The organism is Brevibacillus ruminantium, from assembly GCF_023746555.1.
GTDB classification, from domain to species: domain Bacteria; phylum Bacillota; class Bacilli; order Brevibacillales; family Brevibacillaceae; genus Brevibacillus; species Brevibacillus ruminantium.
On sequence record NZ_CP098755.1, the window covers coordinates 5,572,995 to 5,593,592 of the forward strand.

Annotated in this window: 20 protein-coding genes; 4 read left to right on the top strand and 16 right to left on the bottom strand. The window is 51.2% G+C overall.

The window, feature by feature from the left end:
* Positions 1–2: 2 nt before the first annotated feature.
* Positions 3–779: a transposase gene (locus tag NDK47_RS27280; protein ID WP_251872846.1), complete on the top strand. Its 777-nt coding sequence runs from the start codon at positions 3–5 to the stop codon at positions 777–779.
* Positions 780–880: 101 nt separating this feature from the next.
* On the opposite strand, the gene NDK47_RS27285 is transcribed toward NDK47_RS27280, so the two are convergent.
* The 3 genes from NDK47_RS27285 to NDK47_RS27295 form a co-directional block, all read right to left on the bottom strand.
* On the bottom strand, positions 881–1,270 hold the full coding sequence (locus NDK47_RS27285) for a hypothetical protein (RefSeq protein WP_251872847.1): 390 nt from the start codon (positions 1,268–1,270) through the stop codon (positions 881–883).
* Positions 1,271–1,518: 248 nt separating this feature from the next.
* Positions 1,519–1,998, bottom strand: a complete 480-nt coding sequence (gene rlmH, locus NDK47_RS27290) for a 23S rRNA (pseudouridine(1915)-N(3))-methyltransferase RlmH (RefSeq protein WP_251872848.1) — start codon at positions 1,996–1,998, stop codon at positions 1,519–1,521.
* A gap of 4 nt (positions 1,999–2,002) precedes the next feature.
* Complete coding sequence (locus tag NDK47_RS27295; protein ID WP_251872849.1) at positions 2,003–2,245, bottom strand: CxxH/CxxC protein; 243 nt, start codon at positions 2,243–2,245, stop codon at positions 2,003–2,005.
* A gap of 367 nt (positions 2,246–2,612) precedes the next feature.
* On the opposite strand from NDK47_RS27295, the gene NDK47_RS27300 reads away from it, so the two are divergent.
* On the top strand, positions 2,613–2,795 hold the full coding sequence (locus NDK47_RS27300; RefSeq protein ID WP_251872850.1) for an H-type small acid-soluble spore protein: 183 nt from the start codon (positions 2,613–2,615) through the stop codon (positions 2,793–2,795).
* 67 nt (positions 2,796–2,862) lie between these two features.
* Here NDK47_RS27300 and NDK47_RS27305 read toward each other — a convergent pair whose 3' ends face one another.
* The 4 genes from NDK47_RS27305 to cls all read right to left on the bottom strand — a co-directional run bounded on the left by NDK47_RS27305 (position 2,863) and on the right by cls (position 7,397).
* Complete coding sequence (locus NDK47_RS27305; protein WP_251872851.1) at positions 2,863–4,014, bottom strand: DUF4179 domain-containing protein; 1,152 nt, start codon at positions 4,012–4,014, stop codon at positions 2,863–2,865.
* Between the two features lie 21 nt (positions 4,015–4,035).
* Positions 4,036–5,196, bottom strand: coding sequence for a DUF4179 domain-containing protein (locus NDK47_RS27310; protein ID WP_251872852.1), 1,161 nt, complete (start codon positions 5,194–5,196; stop codon positions 4,036–4,038).
* Positions 5,162–5,737, bottom strand: coding sequence for an RNA polymerase sigma factor (locus NDK47_RS27315; protein WP_251872853.1), 576 nt, complete (start codon positions 5,735–5,737; stop codon positions 5,162–5,164). The genes NDK47_RS27310 and NDK47_RS27315 overlap by 35 nt, the downstream gene beginning before the upstream one ends.
* A gap of 208 nt (positions 5,738–5,945) precedes the next feature.
* Complete coding sequence (gene cls / locus NDK47_RS27320) at positions 5,946–7,397, bottom strand: cardiolipin synthase (protein WP_251876415.1); 1,452 nt, start codon at positions 7,395–7,397, stop codon at positions 5,946–5,948.
* A 284-nt stretch (positions 7,398–7,681) separates the two neighbouring features.
* Between cls and NDK47_RS27325 the strand changes: the two genes are divergently transcribed.
* The gene (locus NDK47_RS27325) at positions 7,682–9,106 is read left to right on the top strand and encodes a HAMP domain-containing methyl-accepting chemotaxis protein (RefSeq protein ID WP_251872854.1); all 1,425 of its coding nucleotides are present in this window, start codon (positions 7,682–7,684) and stop codon (positions 9,104–9,106) included.
* A gap of 113 nt (positions 9,107–9,219) precedes the next feature.
* Here the strand turns inward: NDK47_RS27325 and NDK47_RS27330 are convergent, their stop codons facing one another.
* The 7 genes from NDK47_RS27330 to NDK47_RS27360 form a co-directional block, all read right to left on the bottom strand.
* Entirely contained in the window at positions 9,220–10,440 is a 1,221-nt protein-coding gene (locus tag NDK47_RS27330) for a S1C family serine protease (protein WP_251872855.1), read from the bottom strand.
* Positions 10,441–10,635: 195 nt separating this feature from the next.
* Complete coding sequence (locus NDK47_RS27335; RefSeq protein WP_251872856.1) at positions 10,636–11,424, bottom strand: MBL fold metallo-hydrolase; 789 nt, start codon at positions 11,422–11,424, stop codon at positions 10,636–10,638.
* Between the two features lie 162 nt (positions 11,425–11,586).
* Entirely contained in the window at positions 11,587–12,372 is a 786-nt protein-coding gene (locus NDK47_RS27340; RefSeq protein ID WP_251872857.1) for a two-component system regulatory protein YycI, read from the bottom strand.
* Complete coding sequence (locus NDK47_RS27345) at positions 12,359–13,738, bottom strand: YycH family regulatory protein (RefSeq protein ID WP_251872858.1); 1,380 nt, start codon at positions 13,736–13,738, stop codon at positions 12,359–12,361. Before NDK47_RS27345 ends, NDK47_RS27340 begins: the two co-directional genes overlap by 14 nt.
* Positions 13,735–15,573, bottom strand: a complete 1,839-nt coding sequence (gene walK, locus NDK47_RS27350) for a cell wall metabolism sensor histidine kinase WalK (protein ID WP_251872859.1) — start codon at positions 15,571–15,573, stop codon at positions 13,735–13,737. The genes NDK47_RS27345 and walK overlap by 4 nt, the downstream gene beginning before the upstream one ends.
* Positions 15,570–16,280, bottom strand: coding sequence for a response regulator YycF (gene yycF, locus NDK47_RS27355; RefSeq protein WP_251872860.1), 711 nt, complete (start codon positions 16,278–16,280; stop codon positions 15,570–15,572). Before yycF ends, walK begins: the two co-directional genes overlap by 4 nt.
* Before the next feature lie 350 nt (positions 16,281–16,630).
* Entirely contained in the window at positions 16,631–18,127 is a 1,497-nt protein-coding gene (locus NDK47_RS27360; protein WP_251872861.1) for a M23 family metallopeptidase, read from the bottom strand.
* A gap of 270 nt (positions 18,128–18,397) precedes the next feature.
* Between NDK47_RS27360 and NDK47_RS27365 the strand changes: the two genes are divergently transcribed.
* Positions 18,398–18,766 (top strand): hypothetical protein, encoded by a 369-nt coding sequence (locus tag NDK47_RS27365; RefSeq protein ID WP_251872862.1) that lies wholly within the window; start codon positions 18,398–18,400, stop codon positions 18,764–18,766.
* Between the two features lie 62 nt (positions 18,767–18,828).
* On the opposite strand, the gene NDK47_RS27370 is transcribed toward NDK47_RS27365, so the two are convergent.
* Both NDK47_RS27370 and NDK47_RS27375 read right to left on the bottom strand, forming a co-directional pair.
* Entirely contained in the window at positions 18,829–19,032 is a 204-nt protein-coding gene (locus NDK47_RS27370; protein WP_251872863.1) for a hypothetical protein, read from the bottom strand.
* 174 nt (positions 19,033–19,206) lie between these two features.
* Positions 19,207–20,493 carry an adenylosuccinate synthase gene (locus NDK47_RS27375; protein WP_251872864.1) on the bottom strand — a complete coding sequence of 429 codons (1,287 nt, stop codon included), beginning with the start codon at positions 20,491–20,493 and terminating at the stop codon, positions 19,207–19,209.
* Positions 20,494–20,598: the final 105 nt, after the last annotated feature.

Sequence of the window (20,598 nt, forward strand, 5' to 3'; positions counted from 1 at the left end):
GCTTGGAACTGGCCAGACGGGCGACGAATCAACCACTCTTGGTACGCATGGACGCCGGTAATGACGCAATTGAAAACTTGAATGTCTGTCTGGATGCTAAGGTGGACTTCATCATCAAGCGCAATTTACGCCGCGAATCGCCGGAGAGCTGGTTGGCGATTGCCAAGCAAGACGGCATGTGCTGTGAAGAGCGCGAAGGCAAGCGCGTCTATTTGGGCGCCATGATCTGGGAAGACAAAAAGCTTCTACGTCCCATTCGCGTTGTGTACCAAGTGATTGAGCGAACAATGGAGGCAGATGGTCAAATCCTGCTGACGCCGAGCGTCGAAGCACAAGTGTTCTTTACGACTCTGCAATGTGCGCCCTCGCAGGCGATCCGTTTGTATCGCGATCATGCAACAAGCGAGCAATTCCATAGTGAGCTCAAAACAGATTTGAATCTGGAGAGATTACCTTCCGGCAAATTCGCCACCAACGATTTAGTGCTTTGCGCGGGCTTATTCGCGTATAACCTGCTCAGGGCAATTGGGCAAATTTCGCTGCAGGAACCCGACGCACCGGTGAAGGTAAAAGTGACGCGCCGCCGCGTGAGAACGGTTATTGAAAGCTTGATTTGGCTGGCCTCCCGCATGGTGAAACATGCCCGCGAGATTAAGTTGCGATTTGAATCCATAGTCCGTGGTTTCCAACGTTCTGACGCATTTACACCAAACTTTCGCATGGAACGAAGTACTTTCATAACCCTCCGGAGTGCCCTTTGCGTGGCGCGCTCTGTTTGAATCTGCTCCCTACCGCGTTTGGTGCTGACAGAGCGCCTCACTCCCCTCTGTTTCCACATAATGGGCGTATAAAGGCCGGGACGCTGCTCTTTTTCACGGATTCAGGTAAATTGTTTTACTGGTTCGGGATCAATGTGAAATGTCGATTTATCACTTACATACTTTAGATTGAGTTTTTTGAGTTCAGCAACTTCATCAGATTTTAGATACTCCCATGATTCCTTTACCATATTATCCCATGAAGACGAAATCTTTATAATCACCTGGGTAGTAAAATAATCAAACTTATGTAGTGCCTCACCAATACTTGCAATGTTTAAAGCAAGTGCTAGTACGTGCTCATGTGGAGGCAGTTCAGAGCGCCCTGCGCCTTCCCCAACGTACCACTTAGCTGATGATATTGCGAACTCTAGACTGCATAATAGTTGTAATAATGAAACGAGTGTGGCATCGGTAGAATCTAATTTATCAGCTGTAATCGTCCACTTCATTTGAGCACTCACCTTTCATATCTTTTTGCAATCATTTCCTATAACGTCTCTAATATTCATGACGCCCCACCACCTTAAATCCCGAAGTAACTAGCCGCGATACGGTAAGATGATGCGGATTAGCCCGGCTGAATATGCCTCTCTGTATCTGAGTAGTTCCAAACGAAGTCACTTCAAATTCTGGCCGGCACCTTCCTCCATTATTCCTGCGGATTCTATACTCCCCTTGACACTTAAATTTTTCGCCGTCACTTGTGATACGGTTCCCCCCGCCCAATCCGAAACGCCCGATAAACCTGCTCCACCAGCATCAACCTTACCAACTGATGCGGAAACGTCATTTTAGAGAAAGACAACTGCGCATCCGCCCGCTTCAGCACCTCACCAGCCAGCCCCAGCGATCCCCCGATCACAAACGCCACCTGGCTGCGCCCATGCAAAGCCAGCTTGTCCATCTCGGCCGACAGCTTCTCCGACGACCACATCTGCCCGTCGATCGCAAGCGCGATCACATAATGATCCTGCTTGATGTGAGCGAGGATGCGCTCGCCCTCCTTGCGCTTGACCTGTTCCATCTCGCTCGCGCTCAGCTCTTCCGGCGCTTTCTCGTCGCTGACCTCCACGATCTGCAGCTTGCAATACGCCGACAGGCGCTTGGTGTATTCCGCGATCCCTTCCCGCAGGTATTTCTCTTTCAGCTTGCCCACCGTCACGATTGTAATCTGCACGCCCTTACATTCCTTTCTCGCGCAACAACGCAATGTCGGCCGGAGCTCCGCACTCGCGGCAGCGCTTGTCCAGCGTCTCGTCCTCGACGGAAGCGGCGCGGTACGTATCCGGCGCAGCCTCAAACTCATCCACATACTCATCTATCTGCGTATCCGCATGCTCCATGCAGGCAAAGCGCACCGGATGCTCCGGGTGCAGCACTATGTCCTTGCCATCGATGCGAATCGTTTTTTCCTTCTTGTCCATTATGTAAATCGTCCTTTCCGTACCTGTTTGTCGTCCTTATTCTACCCCAGAATGCCCCATTTTCAAATGGTGCGGGGGCTGCGCTTCACATGTCCTTCCCCATTGGAAAAAGAGCGTTCCCCGGCATATGCACCCGAGAATATCATGGGTGGCCGAATTATGCGCGAGATGAAGCTTTGATTACACAGACATTGCCCTTGAGCGACAGCTCATTACGCCCCCTTAAGTAATTGGCAAACAGCTCTAATTAACCATTACTCTCCCTGGACCAGCAGTAATCTCACACCCATAAAAACACGTCTCGGAATGCTTTCCCACCCCTCCAGCAAATACTACTTGGGACAAACAACGCGAGGAGGTCTGTACAGTGAACAAGCAGCGCGCCAAGGAGATCGCGGCTTCCCCCGTCATGGCAAATGTCACCTTGGATAGGGTGCCTGTCTATATCCAGCACGTGGACGACGAAACCGACATGGCCAGAGTCTATCCGCTGGACGAGCCAGAACGAGAACAAAGCGTTCCCGTAGACAGCCTGGTAGAGCATCACTAAAAAACATCCCGTTCCACTACATAACAGTGGGTCGGGATGTTTTTTCCGTTGTCATTCTTTTTGTCCTTTACCGCTGTTTCAGCAAATGAGACAGCGGTATGCGATTGTACGTGTGCAGGTAGCCGTTGACATCCACAACAATCTGAAATCGTTCTCCATTGTAATCAAATTGGGCAGTACCCGTTTGTCTTTCCACGGTCTTATTGTAGGTTCTCATGCTTATTTCCACTGTTCCGGTCTTCTGATACTGCTTCACATGTTCATTGCCAAGCAGCTTTTGGATGAATTCGGCTGCTTTTTGTCTGTAAAAAGCCTCCGTTTGCGTACTATTTTTCGGCTCTTCCCTGAAAGTTGGAGAACCAAAGGAGCCGTAATCCAATAGCTCTCCTGTCGTACTGTCAAACTGCATCGCGGCAAACATCTTCCCCTTGTCGTCAAAATTTCCGGTTTCATGGAGCGCGATCCCCCATACTCCGCGAATTTGCCCGTTGTCTGTCATCGGGCTTTTGGAATACCCCGTCATTTTCAGGCTTTTCAGAAGCGGTTCTGCCTCCAATAATTTTTGATAGCTTTGCTGAACATGCTTGGGCAAAGGTTCCTCTGCTTTGTCAGGAGCAGGTGTTGCGGAGCCCCCTGCACCGCTTTGCGTGGTCGGGGATACTTGTGGAGACAGCTCTGCGCCATCTTCCGGCTTCTGCTGTTTTACTACAGGAATGTCCAGCTGCCCCGTTGTCTTTGGATCTATCACATTATTGCCAAACGCCACCTTTGCATGCAAGGTAAACTTGTCTGGCAAAGGCTCCGTGAATTCGATATTCCGTATCCCTTTAAAAAGGTTTCCGTTTACCCGCTCCACTTCTTGATTGCCTTTGTAAGGAACGGGCTTGTCGGAATTATCCACGGTAAATTGCCAAAGCTTGATTGTCTGGGCCATTTTGAGAGCTTCTGCTTCATTCTGGGCATTGGGTATCTGGATGGCATAACCGATATCCATGCGCGAGCCGTCAAAGAAGACTTCGTTCACCGTCACTGTCATTCCGTTCACCGTCACACTTGGATTGGCCTGTGCGGCTTTTGTCTGTGCTCCGGTTGCGGTTTTCACAGGAGCCGCTTGCACGGTTGATGTCTCCCCCGGAAGGACTGCCGATATGCCTGCAACTGTGACCACGCCCGCCAAAAATAGACGGCCGATTGTCTGCGATGTCCGTTTATTTGCCATTATGATCTCTCCTCTTTTCATCTATTTGTTTTGACTGTCCGCTTTGAGCGGAATGGTTACGGCCTTCTCCGTTTCCTCAACGCCGTTCATGCTGGGGATGAGCTTGACGGACTCCGGTCTTTCCCGAAGTGGAATGACAAACCTTCTCCAGATTCCCTTTTCGTCCCAAGTGAGGGTTTCTTCCACCTCTTCGATAGCCTCTCCTTTGTCGTTTAACAGCCTGTACGCAGGCTCATACGGTTTGTCGTCCGGCGGAATCTCTTTGAGCAAAATGGTCGTTGAAGCCGGGGTAAGCTTTACCGATTCCACTTCAAATACATAGCCGTTTTGCATGGTCTTGGAAATATTCAGGGACAGCTCTGCGCTGTCTCCCGGCTTCATCTGTTTTACCACCGGGATGTCCAGCTGCGCGGATGTCTTTGGATCTGCCAGATCATCGTCAAACGCCACCTTCGCGTGCAAGGTAAACTTGTCTGGCAACGGCTCTCTCAATTCGATATGCTTTATCCCTGCAAACAGGTTTCCGTCCACCCGCTCCACATCTTGACTGCCTTTGTAAGGAACAGGCTTGTCGGAATCGTCCACGGTAAATTGCCATATCTTGATATTGCGGGCGATTTTGAGAGCTTCTGTTTCATTTGCGGTTTCGGGCATCTGGATGGCATAGCCGATATCGATGCGCGAGCCGTCATAAAACACTTCGTTCATCGTCACTATAATTCCGTTCACAGTCACGCTTTGACTGGACGGTGCGACAAGCCCCTTTTCCCCGGCGATATGCAAGGTTTCATCCTTGAACAGGGAAAAAACGGATCGGATGAGCGGAATGCTTTTCAGCTTTTCGGCCATCGTCGGTGACGAGAAACCGGCAGCAGGCAAGATGACAAAGAGGAAGCAGGCAGCGGTCGCCACAAACATCCATTTTCTCGCGACGTTTCGCGGACGAACGGGGGCTTTCGCGGTCCCTGCCGTTTCAAACAATGTTTGCCTGATTCTCTCCCGCGTGCCTGGATCTGGGGAAAGGACCTCTCTTTCTCGTTCAAGCCCCTGTACGACCTCGAAGAAACTGGGAAATTCCCGTTCAAGAGCAGCACTTCGCATATCCGTCCGGGGTTCCATTACCTGCTTGGCTAGCTGCTCCATCTGCTCAGATAAAGCTGTTTTTTTCCTGTCGCCGTTCATTCATATCCCCCCATCCGTGTAATTTGCCTTTCAGCTTTTCCAGAGCCCGGTAGAGCCGGTTTTTCACTGCGCTTTCACCCATCTCCAGAATTTCTGCGACCTCGACGAGCGTACAGTCCGCGAAAAACCTCAGCATGATGATCTCTCGCTCCGTCTCAGGCAACTGCTGCAAAGCGGATAACAGATCAATTTGAATCGCTGTCCGCTCGGCATGTCCCTCCGATCGTTCGGTCTGTATGATATCCAGCTCCGTCTCCTTCGGCCGCCGTCGAAGTCTCCGGTTTTCGTCCAGCAGCACACGCTTTGCAATCTGAAACAGCCAGGTGGAAAAAAGCGATTCTTCCCGGTAGCTCGACAGTCCATTCATGGCTTTCAAAAAGGTGAGCTGTGTCAAATCTTCTGCATGCGACCTCCCCACCTTGAATGCAAAATAGCGGTAAATTCGTTCAAAATAAAAATCGTACAGCGGAGCAAAATCCTCGCGCTTCCGTTTGGCTCGCGAAACCCAGTAGGCCGGGTCAAAAGGCGTCGACTCTTCCACTTCCCTCCCTCACTCCCTTCACATGAATTAGACGCCATCCTTTTGGGGATCGACACATCATTTTTGGAAATCGAAAAGAATGCAGAAATCAAAAAAAGCGGCCGATTACACGCCGCTTTTTCCTGTCAATTCCTGCTGTGTACTTTGCCTCCCTGCTACTGCCCGCCCGCTTTGCCTTCATCCCTTCAACAGCCTGGCCATTCACGCCCTACAAAATCGGCGACAACAACCGCGTCAGCGACTCCTGCAGCCGCGCTTTCAGCGGGCGATTTTCATACTCCTCCCGGGTCACCTCGTGACACTCCTTCAAATCGTCCATAAATATCCGCTCCAACCGCTCTGCCGTGGCTGAATCGAACAAAAACGCATTGGTCTCAAAGTTAATCTTAAAGCTCCGGATATCCAGATTGGCCGTCCCGACCGACGCGATCTGTCCATCGACGACGATTGATTTGGCATGAAGAAATCCTTTTTCATATCGAAAGCAGCGCACGCCGCTCTTGAGCAGCTCACCCAGGTAGGATTGCGAAGCCCAGTAGACCAGCTTGTGATCCGCTCTGCCGGGAATCATGACCCGAACATCGACGCCGGACATAGCCGCCATTTTTAATGCCGTGAGCAGGCTGTCATCCGGGATCAGATAGGGCGATTGCAAATAAATCCGTTCCTTGGCATTGTAGATCATCTTGAGATAGCCATGCTTGATTTGCTGCTTTTCCGAGTTGGGACCGCTGGAGACGATCTGTACGCCCACCTTTCCCGTTCCATGAATCACAGGGAAATAGCGCACCTCGTCCTTCAACCGCCTCTGCCCCTGCGCCGTCAGATTCCAGTCCAGGTAAAAGCGTGTCTGCAGCAAATGGACGGCATTCCCGGTCATCTTCATATGCGTGTCCCGCCAGTACCCCAGCTTTTTATCCATCCCGAGATATTCATTCCCGACATTAACCCCCCCGATAAAGCCGATGACACCATCGATGATGACGAGCTTGCGATGGTTGCGGAAATTGACCCACAGGTTCACATAAGGGATCGGTGATCGGAAAAATGAAGCCACTTCTCCGCCTGCCTCCACCAACGGCCGGAAAAAACGCGGCGTCAGCTCCGAAGAACCGATCGCGTCGTACAGCAGCCGCACCTGTACTCCTTGCTTCGCCCGCTCGGTCAGAGCCTGGATCAGCCGCTGTCCCAGTTCGTCTTTACGGATAATGTAATACAGCAAATGGATATGATCTTCTGCCTTTTCTATACAGGAAAACAGGGCTTCGAATTTGCTATGCCCCTCCGTATACAGCTCGATTTCATTGTCTTGGGTAAACAGGGCGTCATCGCTGACCATATTCATGCGGATCATATTTCGATAATCGACGATAGCCGGATCGTGAAAGTGAATCTCACCTTTCTCGATCTGCTGTTTTTGCTCCTTCAAGGCCGACCGATAACGGGAAAATTCCCCTTCTCTCAGTTTATACAGCTTTTTTCGCGACAATCTCTGTCCAAACAATAGATAAATCACAAACCCTACACCAGGTAAAAACAATAAGACCATCAGCCAGGCCCAGGTCGAGGCGATATTGCGCCTTTCCATGAAAATCAAGACTGCTGCCAACAACAGATTGAAGATAGATAAGACCGTATAAAATTGCTGAAACAGCTCCATCGTGCGGATTCCCCCCTGTTCCCATGCTGTTATCTTTTCTTCTACAGTCACATGCCCGCCTCGTTGCGACTCCGCTGCACTTCTTTTGATCTCCATTTTACACGAAGCCGCCCCAGTTACCTAATTTTTACTGGCAGCTATCTATTCCTCCTATAGAGTCATGAAAACGACACAAGGCCTGCCTTTTCAAATACAAACTCTCCAAAATGGGTTTCAATCCCAAGAACTTGTGGTAGTTACTATGTAGAATCCATCACCCGTACTTACCTGAGAGGAGAACGACCATGACTATACGAAAGAAAGTATTACTCGGCTATGCATCTCTTATCATATGCCTGCTCCTGGCCTCATCGATTGCGTTGTTTCTGATGAACAAAATCGAAGGAAAGGCAGAAGAGATTGATGCAAACTGGATGCCCAGTGTTCTGGTGCTTGGCAGTTTGAGTGAGAACATCTCCAACCTTCCAGCCGTTATTTCCGAGATCGGTTTGGAAAGTAAAATTGAGAGAATCAGCCAGTTGGAGATTGAAGCAAATACGATTTTAAAAGAGATCGAGAGAGACCAAAAGATATATGAACCTCTGATCTCTTCCGATGCGGAAAAACAACTATATCACATATTTTTGGATAGCTGGGAGGTCTACAAGGAGAAAATCCCCCACGTCCTGCAAATCGCAAGAGATAACGACTCGGCTAAAACAATCGCAGCGATCAATGACACCTTTTCACACTGGAATAAGGCAAATGAAGGGATTAAGGACCTCGTGGCGTTGAATGGAAAAGGAGCCAGTGAAGCCACCGTGGGTGCCGTTTCCCTGAACCAAACCGGATTGACGATTGTCATCTTGATCAGCTTGCTGGCCCTCATCATCGGTGTGGTGCTTGCTTTGATTACGATGCGCGATATCAAAAGAGTGACACAGCAGATTCAGCATTCCTCCGGAAGCGTGGCCAGCTCCTCGGAAGAGATTTCGGCCAGTATTGAAGAGGTCGCCAGCGGCAGCCAGCATCAAGCTGCGTCTGTCGCCCTGGTGTCCGATATGATTGAACAAATGAATCAGGCCATCAACCAGACAGCTGTGAACATTGAACAGACCAATGAGTTCGTGAACAAGACAGTCACTGTTGCGTACAGCGGCGGAGAAATGATGGAAAACTCCATCGACGGCATGAAAGATATCACGGCCAAAGTAGATGAGCTGCTGACCAATTCGCAGCGGATCGACCGAATTACCAGCTCGATTCAGGATATCGCCAATCAGACGAATCTGCTCGCCCTGAATGCATCCATCGAGGCAGCCCGGGCTGGTGAGCATGGAAGAGGCTTTGCCGTCGTAGCCAGTGAAGTGGGCAAATTGGCCAAACAAAGCAGCACGGCGACGAAGGAGATTATCGATCTGATCAGCGAAATGCAGACCAGCACCCAAAAAACAGTGGAAACCGTGGGCAATGGGAGTGCACTGGTCTCCCAAGCCTACCAATCCTTTGATGAAATCGTACGCTTTGTAAAAGAGACGTCCTCGCGTATCGCCGAGGTAGCGGCCAGTTGCGAGGAGCAAAGCGCGCAGATCGCAGAAGTGCTGAAAGCTGCCCAAAATATCGCAGCCGTCACCGAAGAGACCTCAGCCAGCACAGAAGAAACCTCGAATGCAGTGGTTGATCTGGCGAAGATGGCGGAAAATCTGAACCAACTGGTGGCAAAGTTTTAAGCACAGAAACGCCTGTCTTCACCATACTGCATGCAAAAAAGACGGAGCCCTTTCGGGGATCTCCGTCTTTTTGCTTATCTGCCCGCCTCCAATGCAGCGATCAGTTGAATCATTTAGTTTTGGTTGCTGGGGGCGTCCAGAGTAACTGTTGTCGTTTTCTCGAATCCATCGCGATAGTAGGTGATTTCCATTTTCTCGCCCGGTTTTTTATTCAGTGTCAGGTATTTGCGCAACTGTGCACTGTTGTTCATCTCTTTGCCGTCTACCTTGACGATGACGTCATACTGCTGCAGTCCGGCTTTGCCTGCTGCCGAGAATTTGCCGACAGGTCGGCTGACGACAACCCCTGCTTTTACGTCATTAGGGAGGTGGAGTGTCTCTTTCCAATGATAACGAGGCACACTGGTCAAATCATAAGGGGCAATACCCAGCTCGGCCCGCTTCAGCTCGCCGTACTGAATCAGATCGTTCACAATCTTTTTCACGTCGTTGATCGGGATGGCAAATCCAAGGCCCTCAACGCCCGTTTTGGAAATCTTCATCGTATTGATCCCGATTACCTGGCCGCGAATATTCACCAGGGCACCGCCGCTGTTACCGGGGTTGATCGCTGCATCTGTCTGCAAGACGTCCAGCTCCCAGTCATCTTGACCGTCGTCGTTGATATCAATCGGCATGGAACGATTCAATGAACTGATAATACCTTGGGTAACGGTGCGGGAAAACTCCAGGCCCAGCGGGTTCCCGATCGCAATCGCCGGCTCGCCGACGCGGAGCGTGCTGGAATCACCCAGCTCAGCGACCTTCGTCACTTTAGACCCGTCAATTTCAAGCACAGCCAGATCGTTGAAGGCATCTGCGCCCAGGACCTTGGCGTCGACGGTGTCACCGTTTGGCAGGGCCACCTGGATTTTGTTTCCGCCAGAAATGACGTGGTTGTTGGTAATGATCCGTGCTTTTCCATCTTTCTTTTCAAAGATGACACCGGAGCCTTCTCCTCTTTGCACTTGCTCTTGGTTGAACCAGTTGACGACCTTGCGGGTGTTAATCACCCCGACTACCGCATCCTCGGCCTTTTCCACGGCATCCACAGTAGCAGAGCTGACCTCAACCGATACCGGCTGGGCAAAAAGATTGGCCGCCGGATTGCTCATCGCATTGGCTGTCCCTGGCTCTACCATAGAAATATATCCTGATTTGGAGAGAGTCGGCAGCATCAAGAGAACAACCATTCCTCCAATCACCGCTGAGGTAATGGAAGTCATCACCATACGTCCCATTCCAGACTGACGCTTTTTCCGTTCCACATGAGCCATGTCATCGTAAAATCCCATGGTTTGCGCTCTCCTTTCTCTAGTACCTAGCTTTTCAGATTTTGCATTTCGGTATACCTTATGTGTGTGTCCTTCCTTTTTGACACTCTCAGTATACGTCCTCTTTTCGGCAAAATCGCGTGAGAATTATGGAAAGGTTGTGGAACTGCTGGGGCGCCCCTTTGGCGATGGCGACTCCTCTTTTTGCTGCAACTGCTACAAGATTTCGAGCTTGGTCGGCCGGTCCGGATAGGTCTCTTTCAGGTGAATATCGTCTCCTACCTTCAGGCCGCTCTCCTCCAGAATCCCTTTGACCGTCAGATGCGCCAGGTCGATCATGTTGTTCTCTCTGCTCAAATGAGCGAGGTACACTTTTTCGGACCGGCCCTGCAAGATATCGATCATCGCTTCCCCTGCCGCTTCGTTGGACAGGTGGCCGACATCGCTCAGAATCCGCCGTTTGATGCTCCACGGATACTGGGACATGCGAAGCATTTCCACATCGTGATTGGATTCAAATACGTAGGCATCGGCGCCGCGGATGGTCTCCTTGATCCGGTCGCTGACATAGCCCAAGTCTGTCGCGACACTCAGCTTCTTCTGATTGTGATAGAAACAGAAACCCATCGGCTCGACTGCATCGTGGGAGATTCCGAAAGACTCGATCCCCAAGTCCTCCAGCTCTTTCTTTTCGCCCACTTCAAAAAACAGCTTCTGCTCCTCTCGCAGTGTCCCGATCTGCCCGTCCAGTTCCGTCCACGTTTTTTGGTTGGCATAGATCGGCAGATTGTAGCGGCGAGCCATCACGCCAATTCCTTTGATATGGTCAACATGTTCATGCGTCACCAGGATTGCGCTCAGTTCTTTGGGATCGACACCAATCTCCCGCAAGGCCGCCTCTGCCTGTTTTCCGGTAATCCCGACATCGATCAGGACAGAAATCCGATCGGTTGCCACGTAAATCGCGTTGCCGGTACTGCCGCTGGCCAATACACTAAATCTCACCAAAAATCCCTCTTCTCTCACTGACACGTACCCAGAAACCAAATGCAGAAGACCCTGTGTCGATCCTTTTCCTGCCTCGGCGATGTACCTGCCACCCTGAAAAAATGTTGTTTCTCTCATCTACAAAATTCCATTTTATGGAACCTAGGTCGATTCGATTTGCTATTTCCCCGGGAAATAAGTCGTAACCAATGGCCGCTCCTGTGCGCCCGTAAAGCCATTCACAAAATGCTGCTTTCCGTCGTGAATGATCCGCCATACCGGAGCCAATACCTGGATCTCCGCATCGAAGGACCCATAGTAACCCAGACTCACATTCTCAATCCGCTCACCCGGATGGATAATCTGCTTCTCCACAAGCGAACGAATCGCCGCATAGCCAGAGATGATCGGCCTGCTCTGCCCCTGGCTGCGAATATTCAAATAGGTTTGCCGGTATCCCAAAATATTGCCGTCCGCCAGGTATACCTCCAACGGTGCGACAAACAACGGCAGCTTGTTGTACATCTGCCAGTACAGCAGCCTCCCCTGATTGGATTGATACAAATCGGCCATGTACTGATCGGCGTACATCATGCGCGGCCCTATTTGGCGCAAAAGCTCTGTCGGAGTAATCTGGCCGCGGATGGGAATCGGCGGGTCCAGTCTTGCCGCCAATGCCATTTTTTCTACCGTTGCCTGAACCCCGTTCATTTCCTGCATCTCAATCGGGCCGATCCCGGTATACTCGGCATCCAGATGTGTCATATCAGGGGTTTCGGTTGGCACCTCTGCATCCAGCGCCACATTGTGCTGCCGTAGATAGTCTTCCAATTCCCATTTTTCGCTTTGTCCAGCCTCCGGACTTTGCCAATAGCCTCCCCGCGTGGCGTAGACCTGATAGCCCAGAAACACGTCCAGCATGAGAAAAGCCCAGATCAAGATCGTCTTGGTTTTACTCCAATCCATGTTCCGGCCCTCCTCTTTGCTTGAGCTGCGCAGGAATATACAGATTCGGATAGTTGATGACCTCTACGACCCAGATCGGAATCAGCTCTACGTAATCCTCACGAGTGACAGTCTGATAGGACAGGTAGGCATTCTGAATCTGGTCGGTGTTGGCCAATCCCTTTTCCCGAATGTATTGAAACAGTTCCGGTCCTGACATCGCCATCCAGGATTTGCTCTGGACGTACCGCTCCAGATCGATCAGGGAACGCTCCATCGTGACGACCTGCCCCGCTTCCATCGTCACCCGGATGGTATCGATCGGCAGGCCCTCCTTGCTGTAGAGCGGATACGCTCCGATGTACTGACGGAACGTCACCACGTCTTTATCGTTATAGCTTTTCTTGATCGTCTCAAAATGGAACTCATCCGTCCATCCCAAATGTTTGTTAATAAATGAGACGGCTCCCTTTACCTTCTCTTCATCCGTCAATTCCGGAGCTGCTGAGAGAGTGGCGGGGTCGGTAAAGGTGATCGTTTGCTGATCAGGCCGGAGCTGGACCGAGCGACTGCCGTCCGTATAAATCACCGTTTTATCCCGCTCCACGATCTGACGGACCAGTGTCCGGTCGAGAAAATACGCATCCAGGAGTTGATTGTTGTCAATCACCTGGTAGCTAAACTGAAACGACTGCATTCTCACCGGGTTCTTCGGCAAATAGTAGATCGAGCCCGATGACCGGTTCTGCTCCAAAAACGGGACAGCCGGTTCTCGATGGACGACCTTCATGATTTGTTCCGGCATGGTATTTCCTGTAGGCAGATACGACTGCCGCAGATCTTTCGGGCTGATAGACGTGCGGCTTCGCAGCGCCTGCTCTTCACCCGACAGGATAAACAACGCGTAGACGAGATCCTCATCCTGTTCATAGTACAATAGCAGCCTGTCGATCCCCTTCCCTTTATCCCTTACCTCATCGCGAAAGGTAACCAGCCTGCCTACGACAGAGAGCGGAATGCTGTTGCGAAAACGGATTTCGATTCCGGGCTTTTCCCGGGCAATTTTCTCCCACTTCTCGATAGGCAGAGAATAAGGAGAGAAATCGAGAAAGATCCATTTCGGCATCTCTTCTTTCACCAGTCGATAATGCCCATCCGTCGCCGTCGCTTTGGTATGGCGGTCATCCCCGTAGTGAAAAATCACGGATTCCGGTGCGACCAGTTCATCGAGCTGTTTTTCCTTCACGGGCTTTGATTCCTTGTATTGGGCCGGCTCGATCAATTGCAGATTCGGTTGGTTTGTCCATAACAAGGCCGTCAAACAAAAGCTGGATATCACCAACAAAGTGAGCAACAGGGTTTTGGCCGGTTCAATCCACCGCTTCATCCTGCTGTCCCTCCTCTGGCTAACGGCAACCAAAAGGTGACCGTCGTTCCTTCATTTAGATCACTGTCAATCTCAATCTCTGCCCCGTGCGCCTGTACAAGCTCACGGGCAATCGCCAGACCGAGACCCGTGCCTCCCTGTCCGCGCGAGCGCGCCTTGTCCACTCGATAGAAGCGCTCAAATATGCGTTTCAGATCACGCTGGGGAATCCCGATACCGGTATCTGCAATCGAAATAGACAGACGCTTCAAATGACGGTTCACCTGGGCGGTCACTACGACCGATCCTCCCTCGGGCGTATACTTGACCGCATTGGACAGCAGATTATCGAGCACCTGATTGATCGCATCCTTATCCACATAGACAGGCGGCAAATTTTCCACTGTCTCCAAGCGAAGCTGAACGCCCTGCTGTTCCCCAAACAGGGAAAACCGATTGACCGCATAACGGAGCAATTGATTGGCGTCCGTTTCGAGGTAGCGGAGATGAATCCCCTGCGAGTCAAAGCGGGAGAGCTGAAGCAGATCGTTTACCAGACGGATCATCCGCTCCGTCTCCGACATCGTCACCTTCAAGAAGCGGTGCGAGAGCTCGGGATCATCTACCGCTCCATCCAACAGCGCCTCGACATAGCTTTTGACGGTCGTCAGCGGAGTCCGCAGCTCGTGTGACACATTGGCCACAAACTCTTTGCGCTGCTGATCCAGCCGCTGTTGTTCGGTTACATCCTGCAGCACGGTGATAATCCCGCCGCGCCTGCCGCTGTCATGCTGCAGCGGGGTAAACGTCACGCGCAGAATCAGCACGTCGCGGTTCGGCAGCATCATCTCGATAATCAGCGGCTCGATCTGGGAGTAGAGCGGCATTTCCTCTTCGGGCGGCAGACGCAACAGATCGTAGAGCGTCAATCCCTTTGTCATGCAGTCCGTCATCGTCACCTGCAGCATCTCTTCTGCCGTCCGGTTCATCAGCATGATGTGGCCATCCCGGTTGGAAGCCACCACCCCGTCGGACATGTTGCTCAAAATACCGGCTAGTTTTTCCCGCTCCTCTTCCTGCTGTGTAATCGCCTCTTTCAGCCGGAGCGTCATATGGTTGAAGGCCATGCCAAGCTGGCCGATCTCATCATCACTGTAGATTCTCACATTCCGGTTAAAATCCCCGTCCGAAACAGCCCGTGCCTGACGTGTCATCTCCTTGACCGGTGTGGTAATCGTCCGGGCCAGGACTACGCCCAGAGCGGCTGTAATCGCCAGGGCAAACATCGTTCCGGTCGCGAGAATCCCGTTCATTTTGCGGACAGTGGCATAGGTAGCCTCCATCGAAGCCGCCATGTACACCGCACCGTAGACAATATTATCTCCTTTTACAGGAAGCACCAGAACTTTGACCCGATCCCCTGTCCGCGGATCAATACGCGTCGATTCACTGCGCGTCCCCAGCAGTGCAATCGTCACCTCTGGCTGGGAGTTGCGCTGGCCAATCGTTCGCTTGTCCTCCGTGGTACTGATCACCGTTCCATTCGAATCGATGACACGTACGTTTGCCCCATTCAGCTTCACCAGATGGGTGATCAGATTATCAATGCCTTGCCGGACTTCCTCCGTACTTTGTTCTTTTCCCTCGTTTGGACGCAGATAGCTCTGGGACAGGGTAGCCAGCAAGCTCGCCTGCGCGTTCAGCGTTTCAGAGAAGTTGTTGACGTAGTAGCTTTCCACCTCGCGTGCAAAGTAGGCTCCAATAAACTGCATCGCCATCAAGATCAACAACATGTAGATGACGACTACTTTCCACTGGACCGTCTTGAACAGGCGAAACAGTCGAAACGACCTCATCCAAGGCTGCCTCCCGCCCCTGGGTTGCGCATGGTATAGCCAAGTCCGCGCCGCGTGATAATGTACTTCGGTTGGCTCGGATCATCCTCGATTTTTTCTCGCAGCCGACGAATGGTCACATCGACTGTCCGCACATCCCCAAAGTAGTCAAAGCCCCATACGGATTGCAGCAAATGCTCCCGTGTCAAAACCTGTCCCTGATGGCGCGCCAGATAGACCAGCAACTCAAATTCCCGATGGGTCAGCTCCAGCGGTTCCCCCACCTTCGCGACCGTATAGGATTGAAGATCAATTTCCAGTTCATACACGCGCAGCACGTGATTCTCCTGCTCCTCTTGATTCTTCGGCTGCTGGCGGCGCAGGTGTGCTTTAACCCTAGCTACCAGCTCCCGTGCACTGAAGGGCTTGGTCACATAATCATCTGCGCCCAGCTCCAGACCGAGTACTTTATCGACCTCCGAGTCCTTGGCCGTCAGCATGATGATCGGAACATCACAGGTTTGACGGACGGAGCGGCAGACATCCATTCCATCCCGTCCGGGGAGCATGACGTCCAACAGGATCAGGTCCGGCTTTTCTTCCTGCACGAGCAGAATTGCCTCCTCACCGTCATAGGCGCAAACCACCTGGTAACCCTCTTTTTCAAAGGTAAATTTCAAGATATCGGCAATTGGTTTTTCATCGTCCACAACCAGGAGTTTTGCCATATCGCTCTCCCCCTTCTGTATCGTAATGGATTCCACTTGGCGTACGGATAATCCTTCTCATCCCATTGTAGCAGACTGCCACTTCTGACGCTTCTCCCCGCAGCGCATGAGAAAACTTGGCTGCGCCAGGTTGGGGCCGCTGAGTTGGGGTTGCTGAGTTGAGACTGCTGAGTTGAGCCGCTGAGTTAAGGCCGCTGAGTTGAGCCGCTGAGTTAAGGCCGCTGAGTTGGGATCGAGCCATTATGCTGCTCACGCGTGCTGCCTTTGCTTCGGAACGAAAAAAAAGAGGTCCTCTCGATATCGGAGAGGAGCCCCTTGTCTCTTTTTTGAATATGGTCAAACTTTCCAGTCTATTTCAGGAAACGAACCGGGTTTTGAACTCGTCCATTTTGTATAACCTCAAAATGCAGGTGGACACCTGTAGATTGACCGGTAGAACCCATGACCCCAATTTGTTTTCCTTGGGAAACCACGTCTCCCACCTTTACATTGATGGAATTCAGATGGCCGTAGCGGGTTTGCATGCCATTTCCATGGTCGATCAGGATCGCTTTCCCGTAGTCGCCATCCCAACCTGCAGAGACGACGCGACCGTTGTCCGCTGCACGTACAGCACCCGAACCGGCGATGTCAATTCCCTTGTGGAGACGTCCCCATCTCATGCCAAACCCGCTGCTGATGGTACCTCTTGCCGGCCAGGCGAGACGGCCTGTCCCACGAGAAGGAATCACTTTTGTTCCGCGCTCTACGATTTTGACCACTGGTTGGCTGATCACTTCTTGTTCCAGGATTTTCTTCTCGACAACTTGTCCATTTTCTTTCACGACCTGATAACGGACAGATTTGCTGCCTTCTTTTCCTTCCTGGACGACCTTTGACTCGCCTTTTGGCAATTTTTCGTTATTTTGAATTTGTGTCGCAAATGGAATTGCTTCCTTTTCCGTCACTTCTTCTTTTACCTGAACGGTCACCAGCGGGCGCAGGGCCGTTACATTAATCTGCTGTCCCAGCTGGAGCAATGTATTTTCCGTAATCCCCGGATTGTTTGCATAGATATCCTTTGAGGTAATGCCGTACTTCTTGGCAATGCAACCAACGCAGTCGCCTTCCACTACGGTATGGGTAACCTGCTTAAACGTGCCTTTGGACAGCAGCTCCTCCAGCTTGTCCACCGGCAAAACCTGCGCAGCAGTAACCGAGTCGCCCTCCATCTTTACGTCTTCTTTGATCGATACTTCTACACCGAGAGGAGCTTTCGGTTGACCGATAGAGGCCGCTGCCACCGTTTGTTTCTTGACGTGTTCCAGCGGAATGCCGGAAAATTTCTCCTTTACGACAGTTAGTGCTTTCTCTGCCGCTTCTTTGCTTTCCGCATACCCAATCACATTTCCGTCAACGACCAATTTGACAGCCTCTACTTTGATGTCGGCAATATCCGACAGTGCTTTGATGGCTGCCTCGTTATCATATTGTCCTTTGTACAGTTGTTCTTCGCTAAACGTTATGTAATCCGACATGGTCAAGTTCAGGCCGTGTTTTGCCTTTTCCTCTTCCAATTTTGCCTTCGTCCACGTATGTACCACCTGCGGATCGTTGACGATGCCGATTTCCTGGCCATTTACAGCCACGTGGTAGATCGAAATGATGTTGCTCTTGTAATAATAGTTGGCGGATGCCCCAATTGCTGTCGTCAGTAGCAGTCCTGCTGCGATGGTTAGAGTTTGTTTTTTGTAAGTACGGACAAACGTGATTGCTCGCTCGACCGCGCGTTTTGTAGCTGTGCTGCTCGCTTCGACAAATCGCTTTGTCTGATTTTGCAGCTTCGCCATCCATTCGGCGCTTTGCATACCTTGTCCCTCCTGAAAACGATACATCTCCTTCATGTACGTAACGATTTCGAATATTTATACGAAATTTACTAGGTCGAATATCCCATATATTAGTTTCCAATTATCTGCCAAATTGCCTAATGAAATCAACTATGTCGACTTTACCACAAAAATACCGACAACATCAAGTGTAAAATACCGTCGAATAGTTTTTGACCGTCCGTCGCATAATAGGCTCATCGTATCTGGGATTTTTTATCAACAACAGCATGAGAGGAGAGACAACCTGTGAAGGAACGTAATATTCTGGCCGGGTTCAAAACGGTAGAAGCCGCAGAAAAAGCAGCCGCTTCGCTTCGTCAGGCCGGATTCGAGACCATTCAGATCGCCCAGATCGGCCAATATCCTGGCGACGGTATTCAGAACATCACTAATCCCATTACCGGCGATATTCCGAGTCTGGCCTCACTGACAGAGGCCGGAGACTTTCCAAGCGGCCGTGATGCCAGCATTCTGGCAGCTGCGGGACCGGATGCCAGCGGTATGGCAGATCGCGGAGATGAACGGCTCGGCAGCATTCTGCTGACTGCCGTGGTTCCCGAGGAACGTGGAGACGAAGCCACCCAAATCATTGAAGCCCACGGCGGCGTGATTTAGTAGAACGAAGCCACCTTGTCCTTGCCTGGACAGGTGGCTATTTGTTGTTTGGCATGAGAAGCTTACACCTCAACCATCGAGGTAATGTCTTTTACGGCTAACCGCCGAATTGTCGTTTTTCCATCGTCCCGTTTTTTGTAGGTTGTGATAAAGCAAAGATAGCCGTTGTTAAAATGAGTCATGGTTCCCTTGATGACGACTCCGTTAAACATTTTCACCTGAACATTCTTGCCCAGGAGCTTCATCGCCTTCTGATCAAACCCCATCATCATGACCACCTCATTTTTCCTTGATATGCCTTACCATATGCCCAGACGATCCCGTTTCGTGTCTGTCCGTACGGAAAAAAAGTGCCACGGCTTTTCCCTTTTTCTATGTACCTGCGTCCCAGGCGCGACGATACACAAAAAACCCCGCCCACTCATGGACGGGGTTTGCACTTATCCGTAAATACCGCGAACAATCACAGTTTGCTCACGATCCGGCCCCACCGAGAAGATGGAGAGCGGAATGCCTGTAAGCTGAGTGATACGCTCGATGTAATGACGTGCATTTTCAGGCAGCTCGTTCAGGCTGCGAACGCCGGTAATATCCTCTTTCCAGCCTGGCAACTCTTCGTACACAGGCTCGCATTTTGCCAGTTGGTTCAGGTTCGCCGGGAAAGACTCAATCAGTTCGCCATTGTATTTGTACGCTGTGCAAATGCGCAGGGTATCAATGCCAGACAGGGTATCCAGTTTGGTAATTGCCAGACCAGTAATCCCGCTGACGCGGCGAGCATGACGAACGACGACACTGTCAAACCAGCCGACACGGCGCGGACGGCCAGTGGTCGTACCGTATTCAAAGCCGACTTCGCGAATGTGGTCGCCCGTCTCATCCGTCAGTTCAGTCAGGAACGGACCATCGCCCACACGCGTGGTGTACGATTTGGCTACACCAATTACTTGATTGATCTTCGTCGGACCGACACCGGAACCGATGGTCACCCCGCCCGCGATCGGGTTAGACGACGTCACATACGGGTATGTGCCTTGGTCGATGTCGAGCAGAACCCCTTGCGCTCCCTCAAACAGGACACGGTTGCCCTGATCGATCGCGTCATTCAGTACGACAGAGGTATCCGCTACATACGGACGGATAATTTCCGCGTAACCGAGGTACTCTTCCAGCACTTCTTCCAGGTTGAAACCGCTGGTATTATACAGCTTTTCAAGCAGCATATTTTTGTCAGCGAGGTTGCGCTCCAGCTTGCGGGCAAACTCATCTTTGTCCAGCAGGTCAGCAATGCGGATACCGATGCGGGCCGCTTTGTCCATGTAAGCTGGACCAATCCCTTTGCGCGTGGTTCCGATCTTGTTTTGTCCACGGCTCTCTTCTTCCACGCTGTCCAGCTTGATGTGATAAGGCAGGATCACGTGTGCACGATCGCTGATTTTCAGGTTTTGGGTGGAGAAACCAAAGCTGTGGATGTACTCCAGCTCTGTTACCAGTGCTTTGGGATCAATCACCATCCCGTTTCCGATCACGCATGTTTTATCTGTATAAAAAATTCCGGATGGAATCAAATGCAGCTTGTATTTGTTACCGCCAAAAATAATGGTGTGACCCGCGTTGTTACCGCCTTGGTACCTGGCCACAACCTCCGCGCTTTCCGCTAGATAATCAGTAATCTTTCCTTTACCTTCATCGCCCCATTGGGTTCCGACGACAACAACTGTTGACATCGAAAAACACCTCCTGATTTCATCATTGGCTTATTGGGCCTGAAACAATCTAAGTGTACTAAAGGAACCACCGCATGTCAATGAAAATACGAACGTTAAGTAATT